Annotated in this window: 22 protein-coding genes; all 22 read right to left on the bottom strand. The window is 42.2% G+C overall.

The window, feature by feature from the left end:
• Positions 1-3: 3 nt before the first annotated feature.
• Positions 4-765 carry a nucleoside phosphorylase gene (locus FZ954_RS05760; protein WP_148877698.1) on the bottom strand — a complete coding sequence of 254 codons (762 nt, stop codon included), beginning with the start codon at positions 763-765 and terminating at the stop codon, positions 4-6.
• Between the two features lie 329 nt (positions 766-1094).
• Positions 1095-2006, bottom strand: coding sequence for a DUF4299 family protein (locus tag FZ954_RS05765; protein WP_148877699.1), 912 nt, complete (start codon positions 2004-2006; stop codon positions 1095-1097).
• 288 nt (positions 2007-2294) lie between these two features.
• Entirely contained in the window at positions 2295-2645 is a 351-nt protein-coding gene (locus FZ954_RS05770) for a TfoX/Sxy family protein (protein WP_148877700.1), read from the bottom strand.
• Between the two features lie 9 nt (positions 2646-2654).
• Entirely contained in the window at positions 2655-3068 is a 414-nt protein-coding gene (locus FZ954_RS05775; RefSeq protein ID WP_148877701.1) for a VOC family protein, read from the bottom strand.
• A gap of 56 nt (positions 3069-3124) precedes the next feature.
• Complete coding sequence (locus FZ954_RS05780; protein ID WP_148877702.1) at positions 3125-3928, bottom strand: helix-turn-helix transcriptional regulator; 804 nt, start codon at positions 3926-3928, stop codon at positions 3125-3127.
• A 158-nt stretch (positions 3929-4086) separates the two neighbouring features.
• On the bottom strand, positions 4087-5073 hold the full coding sequence (locus tag FZ954_RS05785; RefSeq protein ID WP_148877703.1) for a rhodanese-related sulfurtransferase: 987 nt from the start codon (positions 5071-5073) through the stop codon (positions 4087-4089).
• A gap of 137 nt (positions 5074-5210) precedes the next feature.
• The gene (locus FZ954_RS05790; protein WP_148877704.1) at positions 5211-5702 is read right to left on the bottom strand and encodes a DUF6773 family protein; all 492 of its coding nucleotides are present in this window, start codon (positions 5700-5702) and stop codon (positions 5211-5213) included.
• 9 nt (positions 5703-5711) lie between these two features.
• Positions 5712-6389, bottom strand: a complete 678-nt coding sequence (locus FZ954_RS05795) for a CPBP family intramembrane glutamic endopeptidase (RefSeq protein ID WP_148877705.1) — start codon at positions 6387-6389, stop codon at positions 5712-5714.
• A complete protein-coding gene (locus FZ954_RS05800; RefSeq protein ID WP_148877706.1) occupies positions 6386-6862 on the bottom strand; it encodes a DUF6773 family protein in 477 nt (158 codons plus the stop codon). The genes FZ954_RS05795 and FZ954_RS05800 overlap by 4 nt, the downstream gene beginning before the upstream one ends.
• A 43-nt stretch (positions 6863-6905) precedes the next feature.
• A complete protein-coding gene (locus FZ954_RS05805) occupies positions 6906-7400 on the bottom strand; it encodes a DUF6773 family protein (RefSeq protein ID WP_148877707.1) in 495 nt (164 codons plus the stop codon).
• A 19-nt stretch (positions 7401-7419) separates the two neighbouring features.
• Positions 7420-7617, bottom strand: a complete 198-nt coding sequence (locus FZ954_RS05810; RefSeq protein WP_005591814.1) for a helix-turn-helix transcriptional regulator — start codon at positions 7615-7617, stop codon at positions 7420-7422.
• Positions 7601-7726, bottom strand: coding sequence for a hypothetical protein (locus FZ954_RS11930; protein ID WP_262366230.1), 126 nt, complete (start codon positions 7724-7726; stop codon positions 7601-7603). The genes FZ954_RS05810 and FZ954_RS11930 overlap by 17 nt, the downstream gene beginning before the upstream one ends.
• A 210-nt stretch (positions 7727-7936) precedes the next feature.
• Positions 7937-8500, bottom strand: coding sequence for an ECF-type riboflavin transporter substrate-binding protein (locus tag FZ954_RS05820; protein ID WP_045500779.1), 564 nt, complete (start codon positions 8498-8500; stop codon positions 7937-7939).
• 11 nt (positions 8501-8511) lie between these two features.
• On the bottom strand, positions 8512-9357 hold the full coding sequence (locus FZ954_RS05825) for an S-adenosyl-l-methionine hydroxide adenosyltransferase family protein (protein ID WP_062005582.1): 846 nt from the start codon (positions 9355-9357) through the stop codon (positions 8512-8514).
• A gap of 225 nt (positions 9358-9582) precedes the next feature.
• A complete protein-coding gene (locus FZ954_RS05830) occupies positions 9583-10176 on the bottom strand; it encodes an MptD family putative ECF transporter S component (RefSeq protein WP_148877709.1) in 594 nt (197 codons plus the stop codon).
• 513 nt (positions 10177-10689) lie between these two features.
• On the bottom strand, positions 10690-11382 hold the full coding sequence (locus FZ954_RS05840) for a methionine ABC transporter permease (protein ID WP_005591809.1): 693 nt from the start codon (positions 11380-11382) through the stop codon (positions 10690-10692).
• 1 nt (position 11383) lies between these two features.
• The gene (locus FZ954_RS05845) at positions 11384-12448 is read right to left on the bottom strand and encodes a methionine ABC transporter ATP-binding protein (protein ID WP_148877710.1); all 1065 of its coding nucleotides are present in this window, start codon (positions 12446-12448) and stop codon (positions 11384-11386) included.
• Positions 12438-13814, bottom strand: a complete 1377-nt coding sequence (locus FZ954_RS05850; RefSeq protein ID WP_148877711.1) for a M20/M25/M40 family metallo-hydrolase — start codon at positions 13812-13814, stop codon at positions 12438-12440. Before FZ954_RS05850 ends, FZ954_RS05845 begins: the two co-directional genes overlap by 11 nt.
• Before the next feature lie 206 nt (positions 13815-14020).
• A complete protein-coding gene (locus FZ954_RS05855; RefSeq protein WP_148877712.1) occupies positions 14021-14896 on the bottom strand; it encodes a MetQ/NlpA family ABC transporter substrate-binding protein in 876 nt (291 codons plus the stop codon).
• A gap of 86 nt (positions 14897-14982) precedes the next feature.
• Complete coding sequence (locus FZ954_RS05860; protein WP_045500765.1) at positions 14983-15816, bottom strand: amino acid ABC transporter substrate-binding protein; 834 nt, start codon at positions 15814-15816, stop codon at positions 14983-14985.
• A gap of 204 nt (positions 15817-16020) precedes the next feature.
• On the bottom strand, positions 16021-17157 hold the full coding sequence (locus FZ954_RS05865; protein ID WP_148877713.1) for an amidohydrolase: 1137 nt from the start codon (positions 17155-17157) through the stop codon (positions 16021-16023).
• 108 nt (positions 17158-17265) lie between these two features.
• On the bottom strand, positions 17266-18360 hold the full coding sequence (locus tag FZ954_RS05870; RefSeq protein ID WP_187423335.1) for a DUF4352 domain-containing protein: 1095 nt from the start codon (positions 18358-18360) through the stop codon (positions 17266-17268).
• Positions 18361-18431 lie beyond the last annotated feature (71 nt).

Consider the following 18431-nt stretch of genomic DNA (forward strand, 5'->3'; position numbering starts at 1 on the left):
TTTCTATAAGGCCAGAGCGATCTGAATCGCCAGATTGGCCACCTTGTCTTTCTCGTCTAAGTCCGCGTGATTAGCCAGGTTGCGCATATCCCAAGCCTCCTCAGACAGATGATCCGCCGCATAAAAGAACTGGCAAACTTGAATGCCACGAAAGGCCGCCAGAGCTGCTACAGCCGAGCATTCCATATCCACACAGATAGCTCCCGCCTCTTTTCGCCTGCGCAGCTTATCCGCAGTCTCTCGGAAAATACCATCGGTCGTCCAAACCTTGCCCAAACTATGGGAAATTCCTCGCTGTTCAAGGAATTTCAAGAGAAAATCCTGCGAGCCAACATTGACTGCTATCTCCGAACTAGCCGGCTGGTAATGATAGCTAGTCCCCTCATCACGCAAAGCTGCTGTCGGAATAATGACGGATGTTGCTTTGATATCCTCGTCCAGCACACCACAAGTCCCAAAGAGAACCAGCTTTCTCATACCAAAAGCAATCAAATCCTCCAGAATAGCCACACAAGCAGAAGCCCCAACTGGAGCATTAAAAAGAGCTAGCTCCTGACCATCCGCAAAGACCCGATAGATAGGAATTTCAATGTTGGCCATAGATGTCGTCGTAATCAACTCATGGTCAAAATCCGCCAGCATTCGGGCAAAGGTCTCCCGAGCAAAGCAGGACACTGCCGTCTGCGGAAATCCTTCAATAGGCTCTATCAAATCCTCTGGATTGATGATGGCCTTACGGTTTTGGTCAAACTCTTCAAGAATCATTGGCTTATTTTGTCCCTTTCTTTAGCATGAAATAGCCAGCTAGCGTCCACTGACTCTATCCTACTATTGTATCATAAAAAGGCAGTCTCCTGACTATCACCAGCATATTTTCTAGCTAGTCAAGGATATAGGCAGACTCTATAGCAAGGATGGGCTCAAGCGCATTTCAAAACAAAAAAGATTGGGATAAAGCAACTGCCCCCCAAGCGCTAGATTAATATCTAGCTATCGGAGGGCATTCAATCTGAATGAGAGTTTTCACATAAAAAGATTATTCATCCATAAATGGAAGCTAAACTGGCTGAGTCCAGTCTTGGCATGAACAAAGACTACAAAACAAACTCCTGGCAATCTTCAAAGAGAGCTTTCATTTGGGCAAAAGTCATAGCAGAAACAAGGACTTTCTCAGCATCAAATAATTGTGTCATATTTTCAGGAAGCTTGTCCAAAAAATCTGAATATGAAATTCTCTTATAAATAAAAAATTTCTCCAGATTGTCCGGGTCTGCATCATCACATCCGACCAGATTACAGCACCAGCTAAGTTTTGATTCATCAATATATTCAGTATCTTCTTGTGCGAGGGTAGGTACGAGAGGAAGGATTGTATCAACACCAGCAGTTAGCGTATAGGTCCCTAAAATTTTTTCATTCTGCTCACTTCCATAAAATTTACTTTGAGCGTCATAGGCACCAATATACTGTCGAGTGGTGAAAAAATCGCTATAACTCTGAGCAGGATTATCTGCCTTCAAGAAACATTCCACCAGATGTGGACTCAGAGCAAGCGTTCTCCGAATACCATCTTGATACACAAGCTCATAGCCTGATTTTAGAAAGGCCTTCAAGCCAAAAACTATGTCCTCTTGATAAGGGTAGTCCCAGACACTTGAACTGCTATATTCTCTACCATGTTCATCACGGATGCTTGTCCCCAAGCGACTTGATAACTTAGAAACCAAAGTAAGAGCCTGAGACCAATCAGCAAGTGTTGAAGGAGTCAGAATCCGCACATTGTAAGTTTGTTGAGTCTTATCATATTCCAAGTCAATATAACGGCCTGACTTTGCAGGAACCCAGCATTTCAATAGAGCAAGCTTATCTAGTCCAAGGTACACAAACTCTTTCTGTATAGGGTGGGGTTCAAGTCCATCAACAAATCCAAGCAATTCACTGATTTTTAAAACTTTCTGAAATCCTAGAAACCCCCGTTTATTTGGAATAGAAAATGTAATACTCATAAAGCAAACCTCCTTATATTATCCTATTATATTATAACATATGCTACAAGAATGTAAAATAAAGACCTATAACTAGAAAAATAGAGCTATAAGAGATTTTCTAGATTTATTTCTAAAAATACTAGCTTGCCATACCCATCATCCTAAAATACATAACGCTGAGCCCCATTACTAAACAGGTTGTCTTTCCATATCAAAAACAGCCCCAGTGGACTGTTTTTTTTTATTCTTTATGCAGGACTTACTTCATTTAAACTTTCCCCAATCGCAGTCAAACGCTCTATCACTTCATTTTTGTGTCAACTCCTGATTGTAGGACAAGGCTAGACCAATCCAGTAAGATAGTTCTTTTTGTCCTTCGCCATCTAAATCAATATAGCCATGATAGAGCTTGCCCTTCATTAACGTCACACTAGCACCATTTTTAGGCAGAATCTGCTTTTCCATTTCCTTACCAATGCGTACCATGACAAGCTCTTGACTTCTCGAACTCACAGTAACGGTCATCTTACCTCGAACCATAAAAGTCAAGCCACCAAACATCTTCTTCTCTTCTACCTCTTCTTCAAAAACATGAGGAGGAAGTTCAGTAGCTAAAATGGCACGGACTTGCTGGGCTAAGGATTCACTATAAGCCATCCTTCGGCCTCATTTCATCACATCCCAGCCGATACCAAAACGGTCAATCAAGCGACCATAAAACTCTGCGAAAGTTTGTCCCTCTAAAGGATAGAGAATTTGTCCACCTTCAGCAAGCTTAGCAAAAAGCTCATCGGCTTCTTCTCTACTGTCTGGGCTCAGAACCAACCATTGATTGGGCTGAGGGTTGCTAGGAATAGATAGGTCGTTAAAAATGCCTACATCTTCACCGTTCAGGGTTAAGTTTTCCGTATCTAAGGCAATCCAGGCAAGCTTATCCCGTTTTTCTGCAGGAAGGTTTGCTGGGTCCATCATCTCACTGGCTCGGACAAGTCCCTTTATCTCTGTCTGAAAAAGATCTGCATAAAAACGAAAAGCTTCTTCGGCCTGACCATTAAAACTTAAAAACACGTCTAATTTCATTATTGTTCCTCCAATTTTTTATAGCTGAGAATAAATCTCTAGTATCAGTTTATCAATTAAGATAAAAATTTTCTTATTCTCAATTGCGCTTGTTTGGCTAGGGAACGCATGATTAAAACTGGAAGATTAACTGTGATAGGGGGATCGCTCGGCAATGGCCTCCGCATGCTGATTTCCTCTTGATAGATGCTGTCGCCTGAAAAAGCGAGAGGATCATCGCTGCCCCAGCGAAAGTTATGCTTTAAGACATAGTTTTTAGTTAGGCGTAAATCCTCCAGCAATTCACAAGCCAAAAGATAGTAGTGGCCATCTGGTACATTTTCAAAAGTAAACTGTCTCTCCTGACTCAGTGCTACTCCGATAACTGGCTCTTCTTTGGGTATGCGGGTTTTAAAAAGCCCGATACAGCTAAGGCGTGGTTCATACCCCTCAGGATAAGATAGCGCCACAGTCAACCGATTGCCACTTTTACAGTCGGGATCCTGATGTAACAAAGCTCCCTTCTCTTCTAGCTGTTTGACCATAAAATCATAAGCCTTGGTTGATTCCTGATGATATTTTTTAGGCGAAAGTCCAGTATGTCGCTTAAACGTATTGGAAAAACTGCCTAGACTATCATAACCAGCTTCCATAGAGGTCTCGGTCACATTTTGTCGGCCTTCTACAATCTCCTGAATCCCTTTTTCCATCTTAAGAGCTTCCATATATTGCTTGATAGAAAAGCCCATCTTTTTCTTGAAAGTTCTGGATAGATGGGAAGGACTATAGTGGAAATGCTGAGCCAAATCAGTCAGACTCAGCTCTTCATCTGCATGCTGACGCAGATAGGCTGCCACTTCTTCCATGATAACTTTAGACATAGACTTGCTCCTTTCCCATTTATTTAAGCCCATTATATCACATCAAAAAGAAGGGACAAAACATCGAAATCTGAATAATGAAAAGCTAATCTGCAACTAAATAATGAAAAAACTTTAGACACTTGAAACATCTAAAGTTTTTTATCTTCACGATTAAATTACTGAGCTACTAGTGTTTCCAAGCTCTCCCCAATCGCAGCCAAATGCTCCATCACTTCTGCCTGGCTCAAGCCGTTTTCAGCCACATAGCGGTTGCGAGGGTGAACACGGCATTCGTGAGAACAGCCACGGAGGTACTTGTCTTCGTTTTCTTCTGAAGTCAGGATGCGGCGGTTACACTCTGGATTACCACAGTTGACATAGCGCTCGCAAGGAGTACCGTCAAACCAGTCTTTCCCAATCACGACTGGATCAACATGGTTGATATCAACGGAGATACGCTCATCAAATACATACATCTTACCATCCCAAAGCTCGCCCTGAACTTCTGGATCCTTGCCGTAAGTCGCGATACCACCATGAAGCTGACCGACATCTTTGTAGCCTTCACGCACCATCCAGCCTGAGAATTTCTCACAGCGAACACCACCGGTACAGTAAACAACCACGCGCTTGTCCATGAACTTCTCTTTGTTATCACGAACCCATTGCGGCAATTCACGGAAGTTGCGGATGTCTGGACGAATGGCACCTCGGAAGTGACCCAGATCGTACTCATAGTCGTTACGGGTGTCTAGGACAACAGTGTCTTCATCAAGAAGGGCTTCTTTGAACTCTTTTGGAGACAGGTAAGCTCCTGTCGTCTCCAACGGGTTGATGTCGTTGTCAAAGTCATTGTCTTCCAAGCCCAAATGCACGATTTCTTTTTTGTAGCGAACAAACATTTTCTTGAAAGCTTGCTCGTTTTCTTCGTCAATCTTGAACCAAAGGTCTTCCATGCCCGGAAGGCTATGCACATAATCCATGTATTTTTGAGTGGTTTCATAGTCACCAGAAACAGTTCCGTTGATTCCCTCATCTGCTACCAGGATACGGCCTTTCAGACCGATAGATTTGCAGAAGGCCAGATGATCAGCTGCAAATTTCTCAGCATTCTCAATCGGAACATATTTGTAGTAAAGTAGGACGCGAATATCTTTTGCCATAAGATTTCAACTCTCTTTTCTCTATAAAATTTTCTGAATTTTTTAATTCATCTATTTATTATAACGCGAGAAGAAAAGCTGGGCAAAAAATTTGTTTGGAAAATAGCAGAGCTGGAATCTCTACGCAGAAAAGCAGGTTAGCTCTCTTTCTCCAATTCTTCCAAATACTTCTCAAAGCGCTTCTTCTGCCACTTGCTGAGACTCTCCAAGAGAATATTGACCAGCAAAATAAAAGGAAAGTGAATGACAAAAGTAATTATAATAACAAATAGAAACATGGGGTGAAAAACATTGTTATGATAAATAGCATGATTGAGCTGAAAATTCTGGCAGGCAATCAAAAGGGTCAGAAAGCCTGTCGCAGCCAGCACACCCCAGATGGTCAGACTGAAACTATTGTAATAATTAGCCCCCAGATACTGAGCTCGACACATAAAATAAAAGCTACTGATGAGAATCAGTACCAAGAAGGGCTGATAGTGAACGACTCCCCCATTCATAGCTACAGAACCCATATATAAAGCTAAACTGCCACATAGCATGAGACTGAAACTCTCCATACCAGCTTTGTTGACCAGCTGCTCTTCCCGTTCGTCTAAAATTTGACGTTTAATAAGTTTCATTTTCATTTCAAGCTCCTATACTTCTACTCCAAAAATAGTAATTAACAACATAAGAATGGCAGGAAGTCCGTTATTTATCATGTGAACTGCAATACTGACTTCCAAGCGCCGAGTTCGATAAGCCAGCAAGATCAAAATCACAGATGCACCACCATAAATCACAAAATACATGATATTGGTTGGGCCATGAAATATCGCAAAGAGCAGTCCGCCTATGATATAGCCCCAGCTTTCATAGCCTTTAAAGATTTTGAGAGGAATGATGCCACGGAAAATAATTTCTTCTGCGATAGGCGCTAAAACTCCAAGCATGATGGACAATAAAATGATATCTCCTCTTTGGAACTCCTCCATCAAAGATGCTTGATTAGCCGTTGTCACTTCTCCATGCAGCCACCGGAGTAATACTGTCCCAAGGACAGATATGAGCATCATGCCTAAGAGGCCTAGAGCAATTCGCTTCCCGTCTCCTTTTTGAAAAATTTTTCCAGACGGAGATAAAATTCCTGTTTTCTTTGCTACTACGACAAAGACTATCAAGGCTAGGAAAATCAGCAAAAGCCCAAGACCGATGGTCCACTGTTTGGGAAATTGATAAATTATGGCTACCTGCTGAAATAGCATAGGAAGGACATACAAACCCAAGGCTAAGAAAGCGCAGCCAACCCAGATCAATCGTTTCCACCAAGTCATTCTTTATCCTCCAATTCCTGATCTAGCTTTGCTTGACCTTTACTATTTAGGTAAAGACTGACCTTGTCCATGTTCAAGCTTCCAAGCATAAACAGTAGCATTGCAAGAGCCAGCTTGAGCAGATACAAAATGCTGAACATGCTAGCCAGATTTTCTCGCTGACCAAAGAAATCAATGCCTATAACGATGAGAGCAAAGACAAGTCCACCGCCAAAACGCTCTGGCCATTTTTCCTCTCTCACCATATCGCGAACATCAACGCCTAGGCTTACGCGACGAAGCAAGGCATATAGACCTACTAGGGTAAGTAGAATCCCTTCTGGCAGATAGGCCAGCAAGCTTAGATGGAGGATATAGGCTTTGAAAAATACAGAGATAGCTAAGAAGAGGAACATTCCTAGTACTAACTCTCCCGCAACTTTGCCGTCTAATTTTTCTGTTCGTTCATCTTTTATAACAGGCTGCTTCTTCATTTTTTACTCCCTTTCTCATTTATAAGTTAAAGATTCATTGATTCTAATTCTCATCATTTTCTAGTTCTTGGTCCAATAAAACCTGTCTCTTCTGATAAAAATAATTGACCAACTGATCAAATATACTAGAAAAGGCAGTTATCAAAGCTACAATAAAAATAAATTGCAAAATTGGATGATGGCGAAAGAATGGTCGAAGAGCTGAATTTCCACTCCACATCTGAACAGCCACGATTACAATCGCTAAGATAGCTCCGTTAGCCAAACGACTTCTGAAACTCCTATGCCCAATAGATGGCTTGTCACGTCTGATATCAAGTCCCAACTGCCAGCTACGAATGCCAGCATAGATTTCCATAGCCAAAATAACTAGAATTTCCGGTAAGTAACCTTCTACTGGCACATGCCAAATCATGATTTTGATAAAAATAGAGATAAGGAGCAAGATAATTGCAAAAAATGCAACTTCTTTTCCTAATTTTCGCTCAAGTTGTAGAGTCCGCTCGTCTGTATAGACTTTTTGTGGTTTGTCCTTCATTTTCTTTCTCACTTTCCTACTATTCTTCCCAAAACAACTGATCCAGCGTTTTATTGAGGCATTTGCAAATGGCCAAGCATAGACTAAGACTGGGATTGTACTTGCCTGCCTCAATCAGGCCAATGGTCTGACGAGTCACGCCGATAGCATCAGCCAAGTCGCCTTGAGTCATGTCATGCTCAGCCCTTGCCATTTTTAACCTAAGATTTTTTGCCATAGTCACCATCCTTATCGTCATTCTTTTGCCCGTCTATGGCGTAGAAAGCAGAGCCAAGGGCGGCATTAGCACAAGCGATTATGATAAAGGTTTGATCTTTCTGAATCATGCCAACAACTAGTAGAACTATCGCCGATACAAGACAAATAAGTAGTGTAAGCAGATTATTCCCTTTCTTATTCATATCTACGCTCCTTTCATCTTCATAAGTCCATTATACAATATATTTTAAATAATGCAATATATAAATTACATTTTGTTTTTTATTTTGTACAAAAAAAGATTGGGACTTTCCCAATCTTGTAATTATCTAGTTTGATTAATCTTTCTTAAGGCTACCTGAGCGAGTCTGAGTACGAGCGTAGGCTAGTAAGAGCAAGGTTCCTGCTACAGCAACTGTCACTCCATTGGACAGAGTTGCCACAAAGCCTTGCACAAAGACCTTATTGACCGGCTCGCTATAAATCAAGATATCGCCAATCGGAGCGACCAAGAGCCAGACAAAAGCATTGGCCAAAAGCTGGAAGATATTGAAGTTGACGATGTCCTTCACTTCAAAAATACCTTCTGCTGCACGGATGCGATTTTTAAACAAACCAAGAATGAAACCAAAGAAGGCACTAGCGATAATCCATGACCACCAGAGACCGTAGCCAGCCATAGCATCTTTGATAACGTGACCAATCAAGCCCATCAGGAAGCCAACAAAGGGGCCAAAAACGACACTGAAGAGAGCCTGAACCGCATATTGCAGCTGAATACTGGTATTTGGGACAGGTGTTGGAATGCTAATCATTCCGATAACTACAAAAAGTGCAGCTCCAATCCCCGTTGCAACGACTTCTTTAATGGTAAACTTTGTATCTAACAATTTCTTTTTCATAATGTTCTCCTTTAATTTTCTATACGTTTAATCTCAATATGCCATTGAGCACCAACACCAACATTATAGGCCTTGGCAAAGGAACCTTGGTTGATAGCCAAGCCCACCCGATAGAGGGAATTGATGTACAAAATCGGCTGACCAATACGAACATCCGCAAAGGACTTGCCATAGGTCACTTGGTTTTGATAAACCAGCATATCATTGTTGTAAATGGTGACTTCGAAACGGTCGCCAAAACTTGGCTCCAAGGTGCAGAACTCCTCGCGCGTAATCGAAGTCCAAAGGGAGCCAAAGCGAACATCCAAAATGTCAATAGCTCCGCTGACCAAATTATCTGCTAACCTTGTTTCGACAACAGGGATTTCAACAATTTCTTCGACACTCAGCTCTGGACCAACTTCCTCAAAACTGATATGGCCGCTGGCTAGCTTGGCACCTGTATAGGCATAGACATCTCGCCCGTGGAAGGTATAAGAATGCTCGGTATTCTTGCGGCGATTTTCCACTTCTGAAATCTCACGAATAGCTACAATACCGACATGCTTTTTGATAAAGGACAGAGTACCATTATCAGGTGTCACGATATATTGATTTTTACTGGTCTTAGCAACTACACTTTTCCGCTTGGAACCCACTCCCGGATCCACGACTGAAACAAAAGTCGTTCCCTCAGGCCAATAATCTACCGTCTGAAAGAGACGATAACTACCTTCAAAAATATTGTAAGGGGTGATGTCATGGGTCAAATGATGGATTTTCAGCGTTGGTGATTCCTCCAAAGCTACTCCGATCATAGCTGACACTGCTCCATCTACCAGACCGAAGTCCGACTGCAGCACTAATATGTTGTTCATCTTATTCCTCCCAGGCCTTGAGCCTGATATTCTCCAAGTCTTCTAATCTTACCAAAATTAGGCCCTTTTCGCTAGAGCTGGAGGCATAGAATTTTTTTATAACCGTCTATTTCTCAAAGATATAGCATGCAAGATGAGTCATCTTCTGGCTTGGACTTATGCTAGACCGATTGCCTGAGCAAGCCGAGATAAGAAAGTCCAGCACTGTTAGTCTCGCTTAACTTTTTATGACTGAAAATCAGCTTTTTCACTGCGTTTCTTTACCAGATATTGGCCCAGCAGGCCACCGATTAAAGCACCTGCCACTACCATCACGATAAAACTAGCAATGGTCGGGAAATCCAATGGCAGCAAAATCCGATTGATGTATTCCGCTGTCTTACCACGCGCCACCAAGCCATCAATATAAGCTTGACGCGCTATCCACATGAGGATAATAGGGCCCGAATTGACAAAAGAGAAACAAACAAAGGAAAGCAGATTCAAGAATTTATTTTCGTATTTGCCTAAGCCTGCAATCGTGTCTGCCAAGAGACCGAACACCAAGCCCGGCAAACCAGCAATCATAAAATGACCAGACAGGAGGAAAAAGCCTCCCATTATTAGGCCCACTAAGCTGATCGCTCCAAATTTTTTAATCTTGCTTTGCAGCAACATATAAACGCTTCCGCCAAAAACTGCAGCAAATACTGGAGCATAGAGCATATTGCCAGCATTGTCAAAAAAGTGCCCTACTAGTACTCCTAGTCCGACACAGAGAAAGTAGAGCAGAGCAAAGACTCCCGTCCATTTCAGCTCTTTCAGTGTTAACGATGTCATTATCGAATCCTTTCTAATTGTGAAGCTAAAACTTCATAAAACTATTGATAGCTATATCCTTGATACGTGCAAATGCGCATTTCATGCTTTGCCATCCTTCCTGCAGGAGGAAGTTCTAGCAAGGTTTGTAGATCTAGCATCCTTGATAAGCTTCCTTCCTAGGAAAACTAGTTGTTTATTAAAGCAACTTTCCTCGGCATGGGCAAAATCCAGCACTGCCAAGAAGTAATGTATTATGCTATTTTTCTATACTTAGCTTTATTTATTATAGCATTATGAAAATAGAATGTAAATTAAATTTTCAGACTTTTCAAAGGATGATAGTTGACAAAAGGAGGCTGGGACAAAAGTCCTAGCCTCTAAATTGTCTTTGGATTGTCGAGCAAGACGCAGTGGTTGAGTGGGTTCTATTACGCTGATGAAATCAGCGTAATAGAGCCCTACTCAACTGCGCGGAGGTGGGACGACGAAATCGAATTCTAACGAATTACCGATTTCTGTCCCACTCTCTGTCTAGCGATGGCTGATTTTTCTGGTTAAGAAATCACCCAAAAACTGGATAAAGAAGATAAGAAGCAAGAGCAAAACAGTCGCTAAAATGGTCACGTCTTGGTTGAAACGTTGATAACCGTAGGCAATCGCTACGTTCCCAAGGCCGCCTGCACCGATCGCTCCCGCCATAGCCGTTTCACCTACTAGCGAGATTAGGGTCACTGTTGTCACCCGAATCAAGTCTGGTAAGCCTTCACGCAGGTAAACGCCGATGATATCCCATGAGTTAGCCCCAACTGCCTGCGCTGCTTCAATCACACCACGGTCTAATTCTGATAGAACCACCTGCACCTGACGGGCAAAGAAAGGAAAGACTGCCAAAGATAGTGGCACCAAAGCTGCTGTTGGACCAATCCCTGTGCCCACAATCATCCGTGTGAAAGGATTGATCAAAGCTAGGAGAATGATAAAGGGAATTGCCCGAAAGATGGATGTGACCTTGTCCAAGATGAAAAAGGCTGTTTTATTTTCTAAAATACCACCGGGCGCTGTCAATACTAGGAAAAGTCCAGCGATCAAGCCTAGAATTCCACCGATCAGGAAAGAAATAATCGTCATATAAAGGGTCAAATAAATCGCTGTTCCCCAGCCAGCCTGACCAGCCCAGCCCATCTTATAGACATTGGGCAAAAATGTTTTAATCAAGTCTATCAATCTAAATTCCTCCCTTAAGCACCTTTAATTCTACGCCAGCAGCTTGTAAATTGCTTTGAGCAGACGCAAGATTTTCTGCATTCCCTGACAAAATGACTACCATCTCCCCGACAGGCACATTGTCTAAAATCTCAATGTTAGCATGTAAAATATTGGCTGAAACTTGATACTGCTTGTAGATATCGTTGATAATGGCTGTATCTGTCACCGTACCAGCATACTTCAAATGCGCCAAAACAGAATCTGCTGGCAGATCTTGCACAATCTTCTGTTGATTGATTTTAACCATCGCTTCGGTGATACCTGTTGCCGTTGTGATAAAGTCTTGGGTCAATTCGTTCTGTGGATTGGTAAAAATATCCAAAACCGAGCCTTCCTCGATCAATTTCCCATTCTGCATAACAGCTACACGATTAGCAATATCTTTGACAATCTGCATTTCGTGCGTGATCAGTACAATCGTCAGCCCCAACTTTTGATTCAAATCCTGAAGCAAGGCCAAAATTTGCTTGGTTGTTTTAGGATCCAATGCCGAAGTTGCTTCATCTGAAATCAAGATTTTCGGGTCATTGGCCAAGGCTCTAGCAATCGCCACGCGCTGCTTCTGACCGCCAGACAGTTGAGACGGATAATTATCCGCTCGATCTTCCAGACCTACCAGTTCTAAAAGTTTACGAACCTTCTCCTCTTTTTCAGCAGCAGACAAGGAAGAGTGCTTCAAGGCAAATGCAACATTTTCCTTGGCCGTCATCTGGGCCATCAGATTGAAATGCTGGAAAATCATACCAATGTCCTTGCGCTTTTCCCGCAGTTGAGTCGCATTTAATTGGACGCTTTCTTTGTCATACAGGACTGTCCCATCCACAGTGATGCGACCACCAGATGGCTTCTGCAGAAGGTTAATAACCCGCACCAAAGTTGACTTTCCGGCACCAGAATAACCTACGATACCGTAAATATCCCCCTGATTGATGTGAATGGTCACATCTTCAACCGCCTTGATGACACGATTTTTCTGTGTAAAAGTGACATCAATACGGTCTAATTTGATAATTTCATTGCTCATAACTTCTGATTAACTCCTTGATTAATTCAATATGGGTATAATAATCGGCAATCTTGACATTTTCATCGCCACCATGATCTCGACTATTGGCATTTCCCAAGCCAAAAGCAGCCATCGGAACTTCCAAAGCCTCAAAGACTGTATGCATAGGCCCTGTTCCTGCCGAGGTCGGAAGCACCGAGATGCCCTCTGGATAAAAATCCTTGGCCAGTTCAATCACATTCAGGATAGAAGGAGTACTCATATCGCTACGATAGCTCATTTCTCCCAATGTATAAGTTAATTCTACCTTATCATAGCCATTTTTGTCCAGTTGCTTGCGAATCTTGTCCAAGACATCATGAGGCTCTAAGCCTGGTACCAATCGTACTTCCATCTTGGCAGATGCATATGCTGGGAGGATGGTTTTGACTCCTTGTCCCTGATAGCCCGAACCGAAGCCTTCAATGTTAATAGCTGGCTCAAAATAGAAACGACGGAGGAATTCCTGCCTTTCCTCTTTCAAGACTGGAAGCTGGAGGCCGTAAATTTCCTTCAACTCTTCTGGTGTCTTCAGAGCATACTGGGCAATCAAAGCTAGCTCTCTCTCATTGGGCTCCTGTACTTGCTCATAGATGCCCTCCACTAAGATTCGACCGTCAGCACTACGCAGGCTAGAGATAGCATCCATCAAGTACCAAGAAGCTGAATTAATGACACCGCCATAGCTAGAATGAATATCAACTTCCGCACTGCGAACAGACATATCAAAGGTGACAATTCCCTTATTCCCACCAGAAATTTCAAGCTGACCTAGATTATTACGCGTGCCCTGCTCCCAGACCAGCAAATCTGCTCCCCGCAAATGTTTCTTATGCTTGGCCAGATATTTATCCAAGTCTGTCGAAGCCGACTCCTCTGCTCCCTCCATCATGAAGATGATATTGACTGGCAGCGAACCGTTCTCTCGGATATACTTACGCACTGCTGTCAAACGCGCAGTGATGTGTCCCTTGTCATCATCGACTCCGCGGCCATACATGACACCGTAGTGGACCGACAGAGTAAAGGGGTCGTTGGTCCAAGGCTGGTCATTATCGGCCGGCACCGTATCATAGTGGTGATAGAAAATGATAGTCTTGGCCTCAGGATTGTCCGACTGAAACTCTGCCAATACAAAGGGAGCCGTGTAACTGTCATCAATCATCACTTTAGCACCCGCAGCAGTGAAAATTTCTCCCAGATAGGTAGCTACCTCCTTGAGCCCAATTTGCTGGGCAAAGATAGACTTTTTAGAAATCAAAGTCCGCAACACTTCAAAATAGTGTTGGGCCACCTCATCATTTTCAAACTTTTTAATTTGTTCACTCTCAGTTGAGAAAGGCATGTGTAACTCCTACTAATCGCATCTCTTTAAAGATTATCTGCTATTATTCACGAAAGAGCAAAGGCTTGCTGTCAGGTAAGTCTGTGACTCTGCGTTTTAATATTGCTAAGTCATCTCCGTTGATAAAAACTCTAACTAATAGCAGATAAAGGGCTGGAGAAATCCATTCCCCGCCCTTTCTATCTTCAATTATTTTCTATAAAATCTTACCAAACTGGTTGATCCATACCATCTGAAGACTCTTCAATGACTTTTTTAACTTCGTCAGTATGGTAAGCCTTGATGATTTTCTTGATAGCGTCTGCCTTGTCAGATTTTTCCCAATCTTTCTTAGCAGCAATCAAGTTGTACCAAAGTTTAGAATTTTCATCTGTCTTTTCTTTGTAAAGAGCGCTCTTGTAGTCAATACCAGCTTCACGAACGAAGGTATTGTTGACAACTGCTGCATCTACAGAAGTAAGAGAAGCTGCTGTTTGAGAAGCATCCAATTCAGAAATTTTCAAGTTTTTCTTGTTTTCTTTGATGTTAGCAACAGTCGCAAGCTTCGTTGAATCCACGTCCAACTTGATCAAACCAGCTGCTTGAAGAAGGTTCAAGGCACGGCTTTCATTTGTCGCATCGTTTGGTACAGCAATGCTTCCGTTTTCTGGAATGTCTTTTACATCAGTATATTTGTTTTTGCCATCTTTAGTACCAGAGTAAAGGCGGATTGGTGCGATATAAGTATCTGCTACAGACACCAAATCAGCATTGTTTTCTTTATTCCAGTTTTTCAAGTAGTAGTAATGCTGGAAGGCATTGATGTCTACATCGCCGTCACGAACTGCTTGGTTAGGTTGAGAATAGTCTGTAAATTGGGTGAACTCCAATTTAACACCTGCTTTATCCTTATCAAGGATTTCCTGAACCTTGTCCCAGCGCGCTTCCTCTGTATCACTGAGGTTCATCACACCAACTTTTACAGTCACTGTCGCACTGTCTGCTGACTTAGCGTTTTTTGATGTTGAAGACGAGCAAGCTGCCAAACCAAATGCTGCTACAGCTAAGAGTGCTGTTGCACCAAACCATTTTTTCAATTTCATGAGATTATCTCCTTATAAAATATATTTTTTTCTAATGAAAGGGTTGTAAGTTATTTCTGATTGTTTAGGGCAAAGAAAATCAGAACTTACTTAATATCCTTGGCATCTGGCAAATAAGTGCCGCCAAAGAATTCTTTTGATAATTTTTCAAGTGTTCCATCCTCGTAGAGTTCCTTGATCCGCTTGTTCATGAAGGTTTGAAGCTCTTCTTGTCCTGAAGCAAGGATTGGATAGACATACGGTTGTTGGTCACTTGGAAGTTCAATCACTTCGACATTATCTAAACCTTGGTCTTTGATGATAGTATCTACTGTGATACGCTCAAAGATCTTGTAGTCTGAGCGGCCATCATTCAAATTAGCCAAGATTTGTTGAATTGTACCATCTGTGTAGTTGATGGTTGTTGGATTTGAACTGTGCTCTTCATTGTACTTTTCCAGTTGTTTGGCTGTTGAAGTACCTTGAACAACCTCAGTAGACTTGCCTCCGATATCGTCCAGCGACTTGATATTCACTCCTTTACGAACCACCAAGACGGTTGGGTTTTTAGCGTAAGGGTTGGTATAGAGGTATTTACCAGCACGGTCTTCTGAATAACTGATGTTGTTGGCACCGATTTGGTAGCGGTCACTGTCCAAGCCAGAGAAAACAGAAGCCCATTTGGTTTTGTTGAAATTGACCTCGTACTTATCTGAACCTTTAAAGATTTCACGAAGCACTTCAATTTCGTAACCAGTTAGTTTTCCGTCCTTATCCTCATAAGAGAAAGGCTTAGTTGTTCCAACCGTTCCGACTTCAATCGTCTTTTTCTTTGTAGTACTATCTTTACTTGCAGAAGACGAGCAGGCTACAAGCAGCCCAACTGCAAGACTTCCTACCACAGCAGTGGCAGTGTATTTCAATATTTTTTTAATATTCATATCTCTATCTCCTCCTAAAGAGCATGTTTCTATCATACCAAAAGTCGAAAATCCTGACCATTATATATTTTTTATCAAGGTGATAGATTTTCTTTATCACTGATTCGATTACTCAAACTATTTGAAAATATCGAAATCTTGTTTTTCTATGATAACAAAAGAAGAGGAGCTTGCCTAGTTCTTATTTTCTATGAAAGACTATAGTTATTTCTTATAGTGCTTGAGGAGGAAGAGGGTGTTTTCGACATAGTAAGGCACAGAGACCTGAAAGGCTGCATCGTCAATTGTCATGCTATCATGGTGCAGATCAGGCGCATCTGCTGCACCATTTGAGCCGATAAAAGCAAAGACACCAGGGATTTTTTCCTGGTAGAAGGCAAAGTCTTCGCCAGCTGAAGACGGCTGGGCAGGCAGTAGCTCCCCGATATTCTGAGAATTTTTAAAAATAAGCTCGGCTAATTCTGGATCATTATAGGTCACTGGCGGAGTCTGATCCCAGACAATGGCGACCTTAGCACCAAAATTCTCCGCCGTATGTTCCACAATACGGATAAAATCCGCTTTCAAACGCTTTTGCAAATCAGGATTAAAACAACGAATGGTGCCTTCAAATAAGCCATTTTGAGGCAAGACATTCCAAGTCGCCCCAGCCTCAATGTGGGTCACAGATAAAACAACTGGCTCAAAGGGCGAGACAGTCCGAGAAACCAGTGACTGAAGATTTTGAATCATGCTGGTCAGAGTCAGTACCGTATCCACTCCCAAATCTGGCCGAGCCGCATGGCTACTGACTCCCTCTACAGTCACCTTAAACTTCTCTACACCTGCCATCATGGCTCCAGGCTTCAAGGCCATTTGTCCAGCTTTTAACTGGGGCATATTATGAAAACCGATAATCGCAACTACATCATCCAGCAAGCCCGTAGCCAGAACTTGACTGGCTCCTTGAGAGGTTTCCTCGGCTGGCTGAAAAATCAGACGAATGGTTCCCTGTAAATCTTCTTCCATAGCCTTGAGTAACTCCGCCGCTCCCAAAAGACTAGTCTGATGAAAATCATGACCGCAGGCATGCATGACACCAGGATTTTGGCTAGCGTAAGGCAGACCTGTCTGCTCTAAAATGGGCAGGGCATCAATATCTGCCCTCAAGGCGATGACTGGGTCTCCTTGACCGATTTCGGCAATCAAGCCCGTCTCTAGGCCAGAGTCCAAGATTTTTATCCCCAAGTCTTGCAAATAATGGCTTAGAAAGGCCGTTGTTTCATATTCTTGGCCAGACAGCTCTGGATGCTGATGGAGATGATGACGCGTTTTTACTAATTTATCATAGAATTTTTTCATGGTAGACTCCTTTACTCTACATATCTCCCCTCCAGTATAGCACAAAGCTAGACTAGAAAACAAAATAAATAGAGAGCAGAATGAAGCATCTGCCCTCTCATCTTGATATTAAGATATATCGCCTTCAAAAGCTCTGACGATAGATTCATAAGAATAATCACGCTCTAGGACCCATTTGCCATCTGTTTTGACAAATTTCAACTGATAATCTCGCTCTGGTGTAAGGAGAGGACGTGAATCCATTCCAGCCATCATGTCATTAGCATAGCTCTTATCGGTAGCTTTATAGACGTCACTCAGGCTTCCATATTCAGAGCGATGCTTGTCATAAAAATCTTGACGGTAGGTATACATGGTTTTATTTAGACTGACCGTTCTCGGTTTGATCTTGATAACGATTGAATTTGGCATGTACTGGGCTACTGTGTAATCAATTTCTGAGCGTTTGGCATTACTTTTCACATAGGCATCAATGAAAGCATTGATTTCATCCTCACTAAAGGGATAATCATGCAATTTACGTGTGAAATCTGCTGCAAAAGCTGCTCTATAATCTTTTTTATCTTGCTCCAAATCGCCACCTAAAACCAAATCGCCCTTGTCTTTGGAGGATTTTGTCTTTGCTTCTCCTCCCAAGAAAACAGCATTGAGATAATCAGAAGCTAATTTCTTTGATTCGTCAACGTGATTCGGATATTTCGCAGGATCAACCTTTAGTTTGATGGCTTCTGCTTTTTCATCGGATCCATAGGTTTTCTTCTCATAGTGAAGCTCGTATTTCTTGCCATCTTCAACCTTAAAGACCAGATTACCAGAAAGAGTCTTTCCTTCCGCTAAGTCTTCATAGCTCAGTGTTTTAAAATTCTGCTTATCGTCATAGACTCCGACTGGCTGGATCTTTTCTCCCTCTGAATCATAAAAACCAATGTCTGAGGAGGAAATCATGATCTTATCATTTGTTTTATTTTTAATTTCCAAAGACAAGGCCAAGTATTTGGCATCAGCTGATCCGTTACTTGGCATAATGAACTGACCATCCTTAATCTGGATATCAACCTGCCCATTGCTGGCTGATTTTTTGACAGTCGTTTCCTGACTTGGCTTACCAGAATGTTTTTTATTTGGACTTGGAAGCAAGGCACAGGCTGTTAAGCTCACACCTGCCACAAGCAAGGCTGTGTATTTAAATACTTTTTTCATCATTGTCTCCTTAATTTCTTAATACTGTGACTTTTCTATTTTATCATACTTGACTAAACTGGTAAATAGCGTTT

Origin of the sequence: Streptococcus sp. Marseille-P7375 (assembly GCF_902460365.1) — a bacterium.
GTDB lineage: Bacteria > Bacillota > Bacilli > Lactobacillales > Streptococcaceae > Streptococcus > Streptococcus cristatus_I.

Excerpts from the sequence above, each read along its gene's own strand:
- FZ954_RS05770 (WP_148877700.1), bottom strand. The coding sequence starts at position 2,645 with ATGGCTTATAGTGAATCCTTAGCCCAGCAAGTCCGTGCCATTTTAGCT.
- FZ954_RS05850 (WP_148877711.1), bottom strand. The coding sequence starts at position 13,814 with ATGCCTTTCTCAACTGAGAGTGAACAAATTAAAAAGTTTGAAAATGAT.
- FZ954_RS05790 (WP_148877704.1), bottom strand. The coding sequence starts at position 5,702 with ATGAAAATGAAACTTATTAAACGTCAAATTTTAGACGAACGGGAAGAG.
- FZ954_RS05805 (WP_148877707.1), bottom strand. The coding sequence starts at position 7,400 with ATGAAGGACAAACCACAAAAAGTCTATACAGACGAGCGGACTCTACAA.
- FZ954_RS05860 (WP_045500765.1), bottom strand. The coding sequence starts at position 15,816 with ATGAATATTAAAAAAATATTGAAATACACTGCCACTGCTGTGGTAGGA.
- FZ954_RS05845 (WP_148877710.1), bottom strand. The coding sequence starts at position 12,448 with ATGAGCAATGAAATTATCAAATTAGACCGTATTGATGTCACTTTTACA.
- FZ954_RS11930 (WP_262366230.1), bottom strand. The coding sequence starts at position 7,726 with ATGATTCAGAAAGATCAAACCTTTATCATAATCGCTTGTGCTAATGCC.
- FZ954_RS05825 (WP_062005582.1), bottom strand. The coding sequence starts at position 9,357 with ATGAACAACATATTAGTGCTGCAGTCGGACTTCGGTCTGGTAGATGGA.
- FZ954_RS05765 (WP_148877699.1), bottom strand. The coding sequence starts at position 2,006 with ATGAGTATTACATTTTCTATTCCAAATAAACGGGGGTTTCTAGGATTT.
- FZ954_RS05800 (WP_148877706.1), bottom strand. The coding sequence starts at position 6,862 with ATGAAGAAGCAGCCTGTTATAAAAGATGAACGAACAGAAAAATTAGAC.
- FZ954_RS05795 (WP_148877705.1), bottom strand. The coding sequence starts at position 6,389 with ATGACTTGGTGGAAACGATTGATCTGGGTTGGCTGCGCTTTCTTAGCC.
- FZ954_RS05775 (WP_148877701.1), bottom strand. The coding sequence starts at position 3,068 with ATGAAATTAGACGTGTTTTTAAGTTTTAATGGTCAGGCCGAAGAAGCT.
- FZ954_RS05865 (WP_148877713.1), bottom strand. The coding sequence starts at position 17,157 with ATGAAAAAATTCTATGATAAATTAGTAAAAACGCGTCATCATCTCCAT.
- FZ954_RS05785 (WP_148877703.1), bottom strand. The coding sequence starts at position 5,073 with ATGGCAAAAGATATTCGCGTCCTACTTTACTACAAATATGTTCCGATT.
- FZ954_RS05760 (WP_148877698.1), bottom strand. The coding sequence starts at position 765 with ATGATTCTTGAAGAGTTTGACCAAAACCGTAAGGCCATCATCAATCCA.
- FZ954_RS05855 (WP_148877712.1), bottom strand. The coding sequence starts at position 14,896 with ATGAAATTGAAAAAATGGTTTGGTGCAACAGCACTCTTAGCTGTAGCA.
- FZ954_RS05870 (WP_187423335.1), bottom strand. The coding sequence starts at position 18,360 with ATGATGAAAAAAGTATTTAAATACACAGCCTTGCTTGTGGCAGGTGTG.
- FZ954_RS05820 (WP_045500779.1), bottom strand. The coding sequence starts at position 8,500 with ATGAAAAAGAAATTGTTAGATACAAAGTTTACCATTAAAGAAGTCGTT.
- FZ954_RS05810 (WP_005591814.1), bottom strand. The coding sequence starts at position 7,617 with ATGGCAAAAAATCTTAGGTTAAAAATGGCAAGGGCTGAGCATGACATG.
- FZ954_RS05830 (WP_148877709.1), bottom strand. The coding sequence starts at position 10,176 with ATGACATCGTTAACACTGAAAGAGCTGAAATGGACGGGAGTCTTTGCT.
- FZ954_RS05780 (WP_148877702.1), bottom strand. The coding sequence starts at position 3,928 with ATGTCTAAAGTTATCATGGAAGAAGTGGCAGCCTATCTGCGTCAGCAT.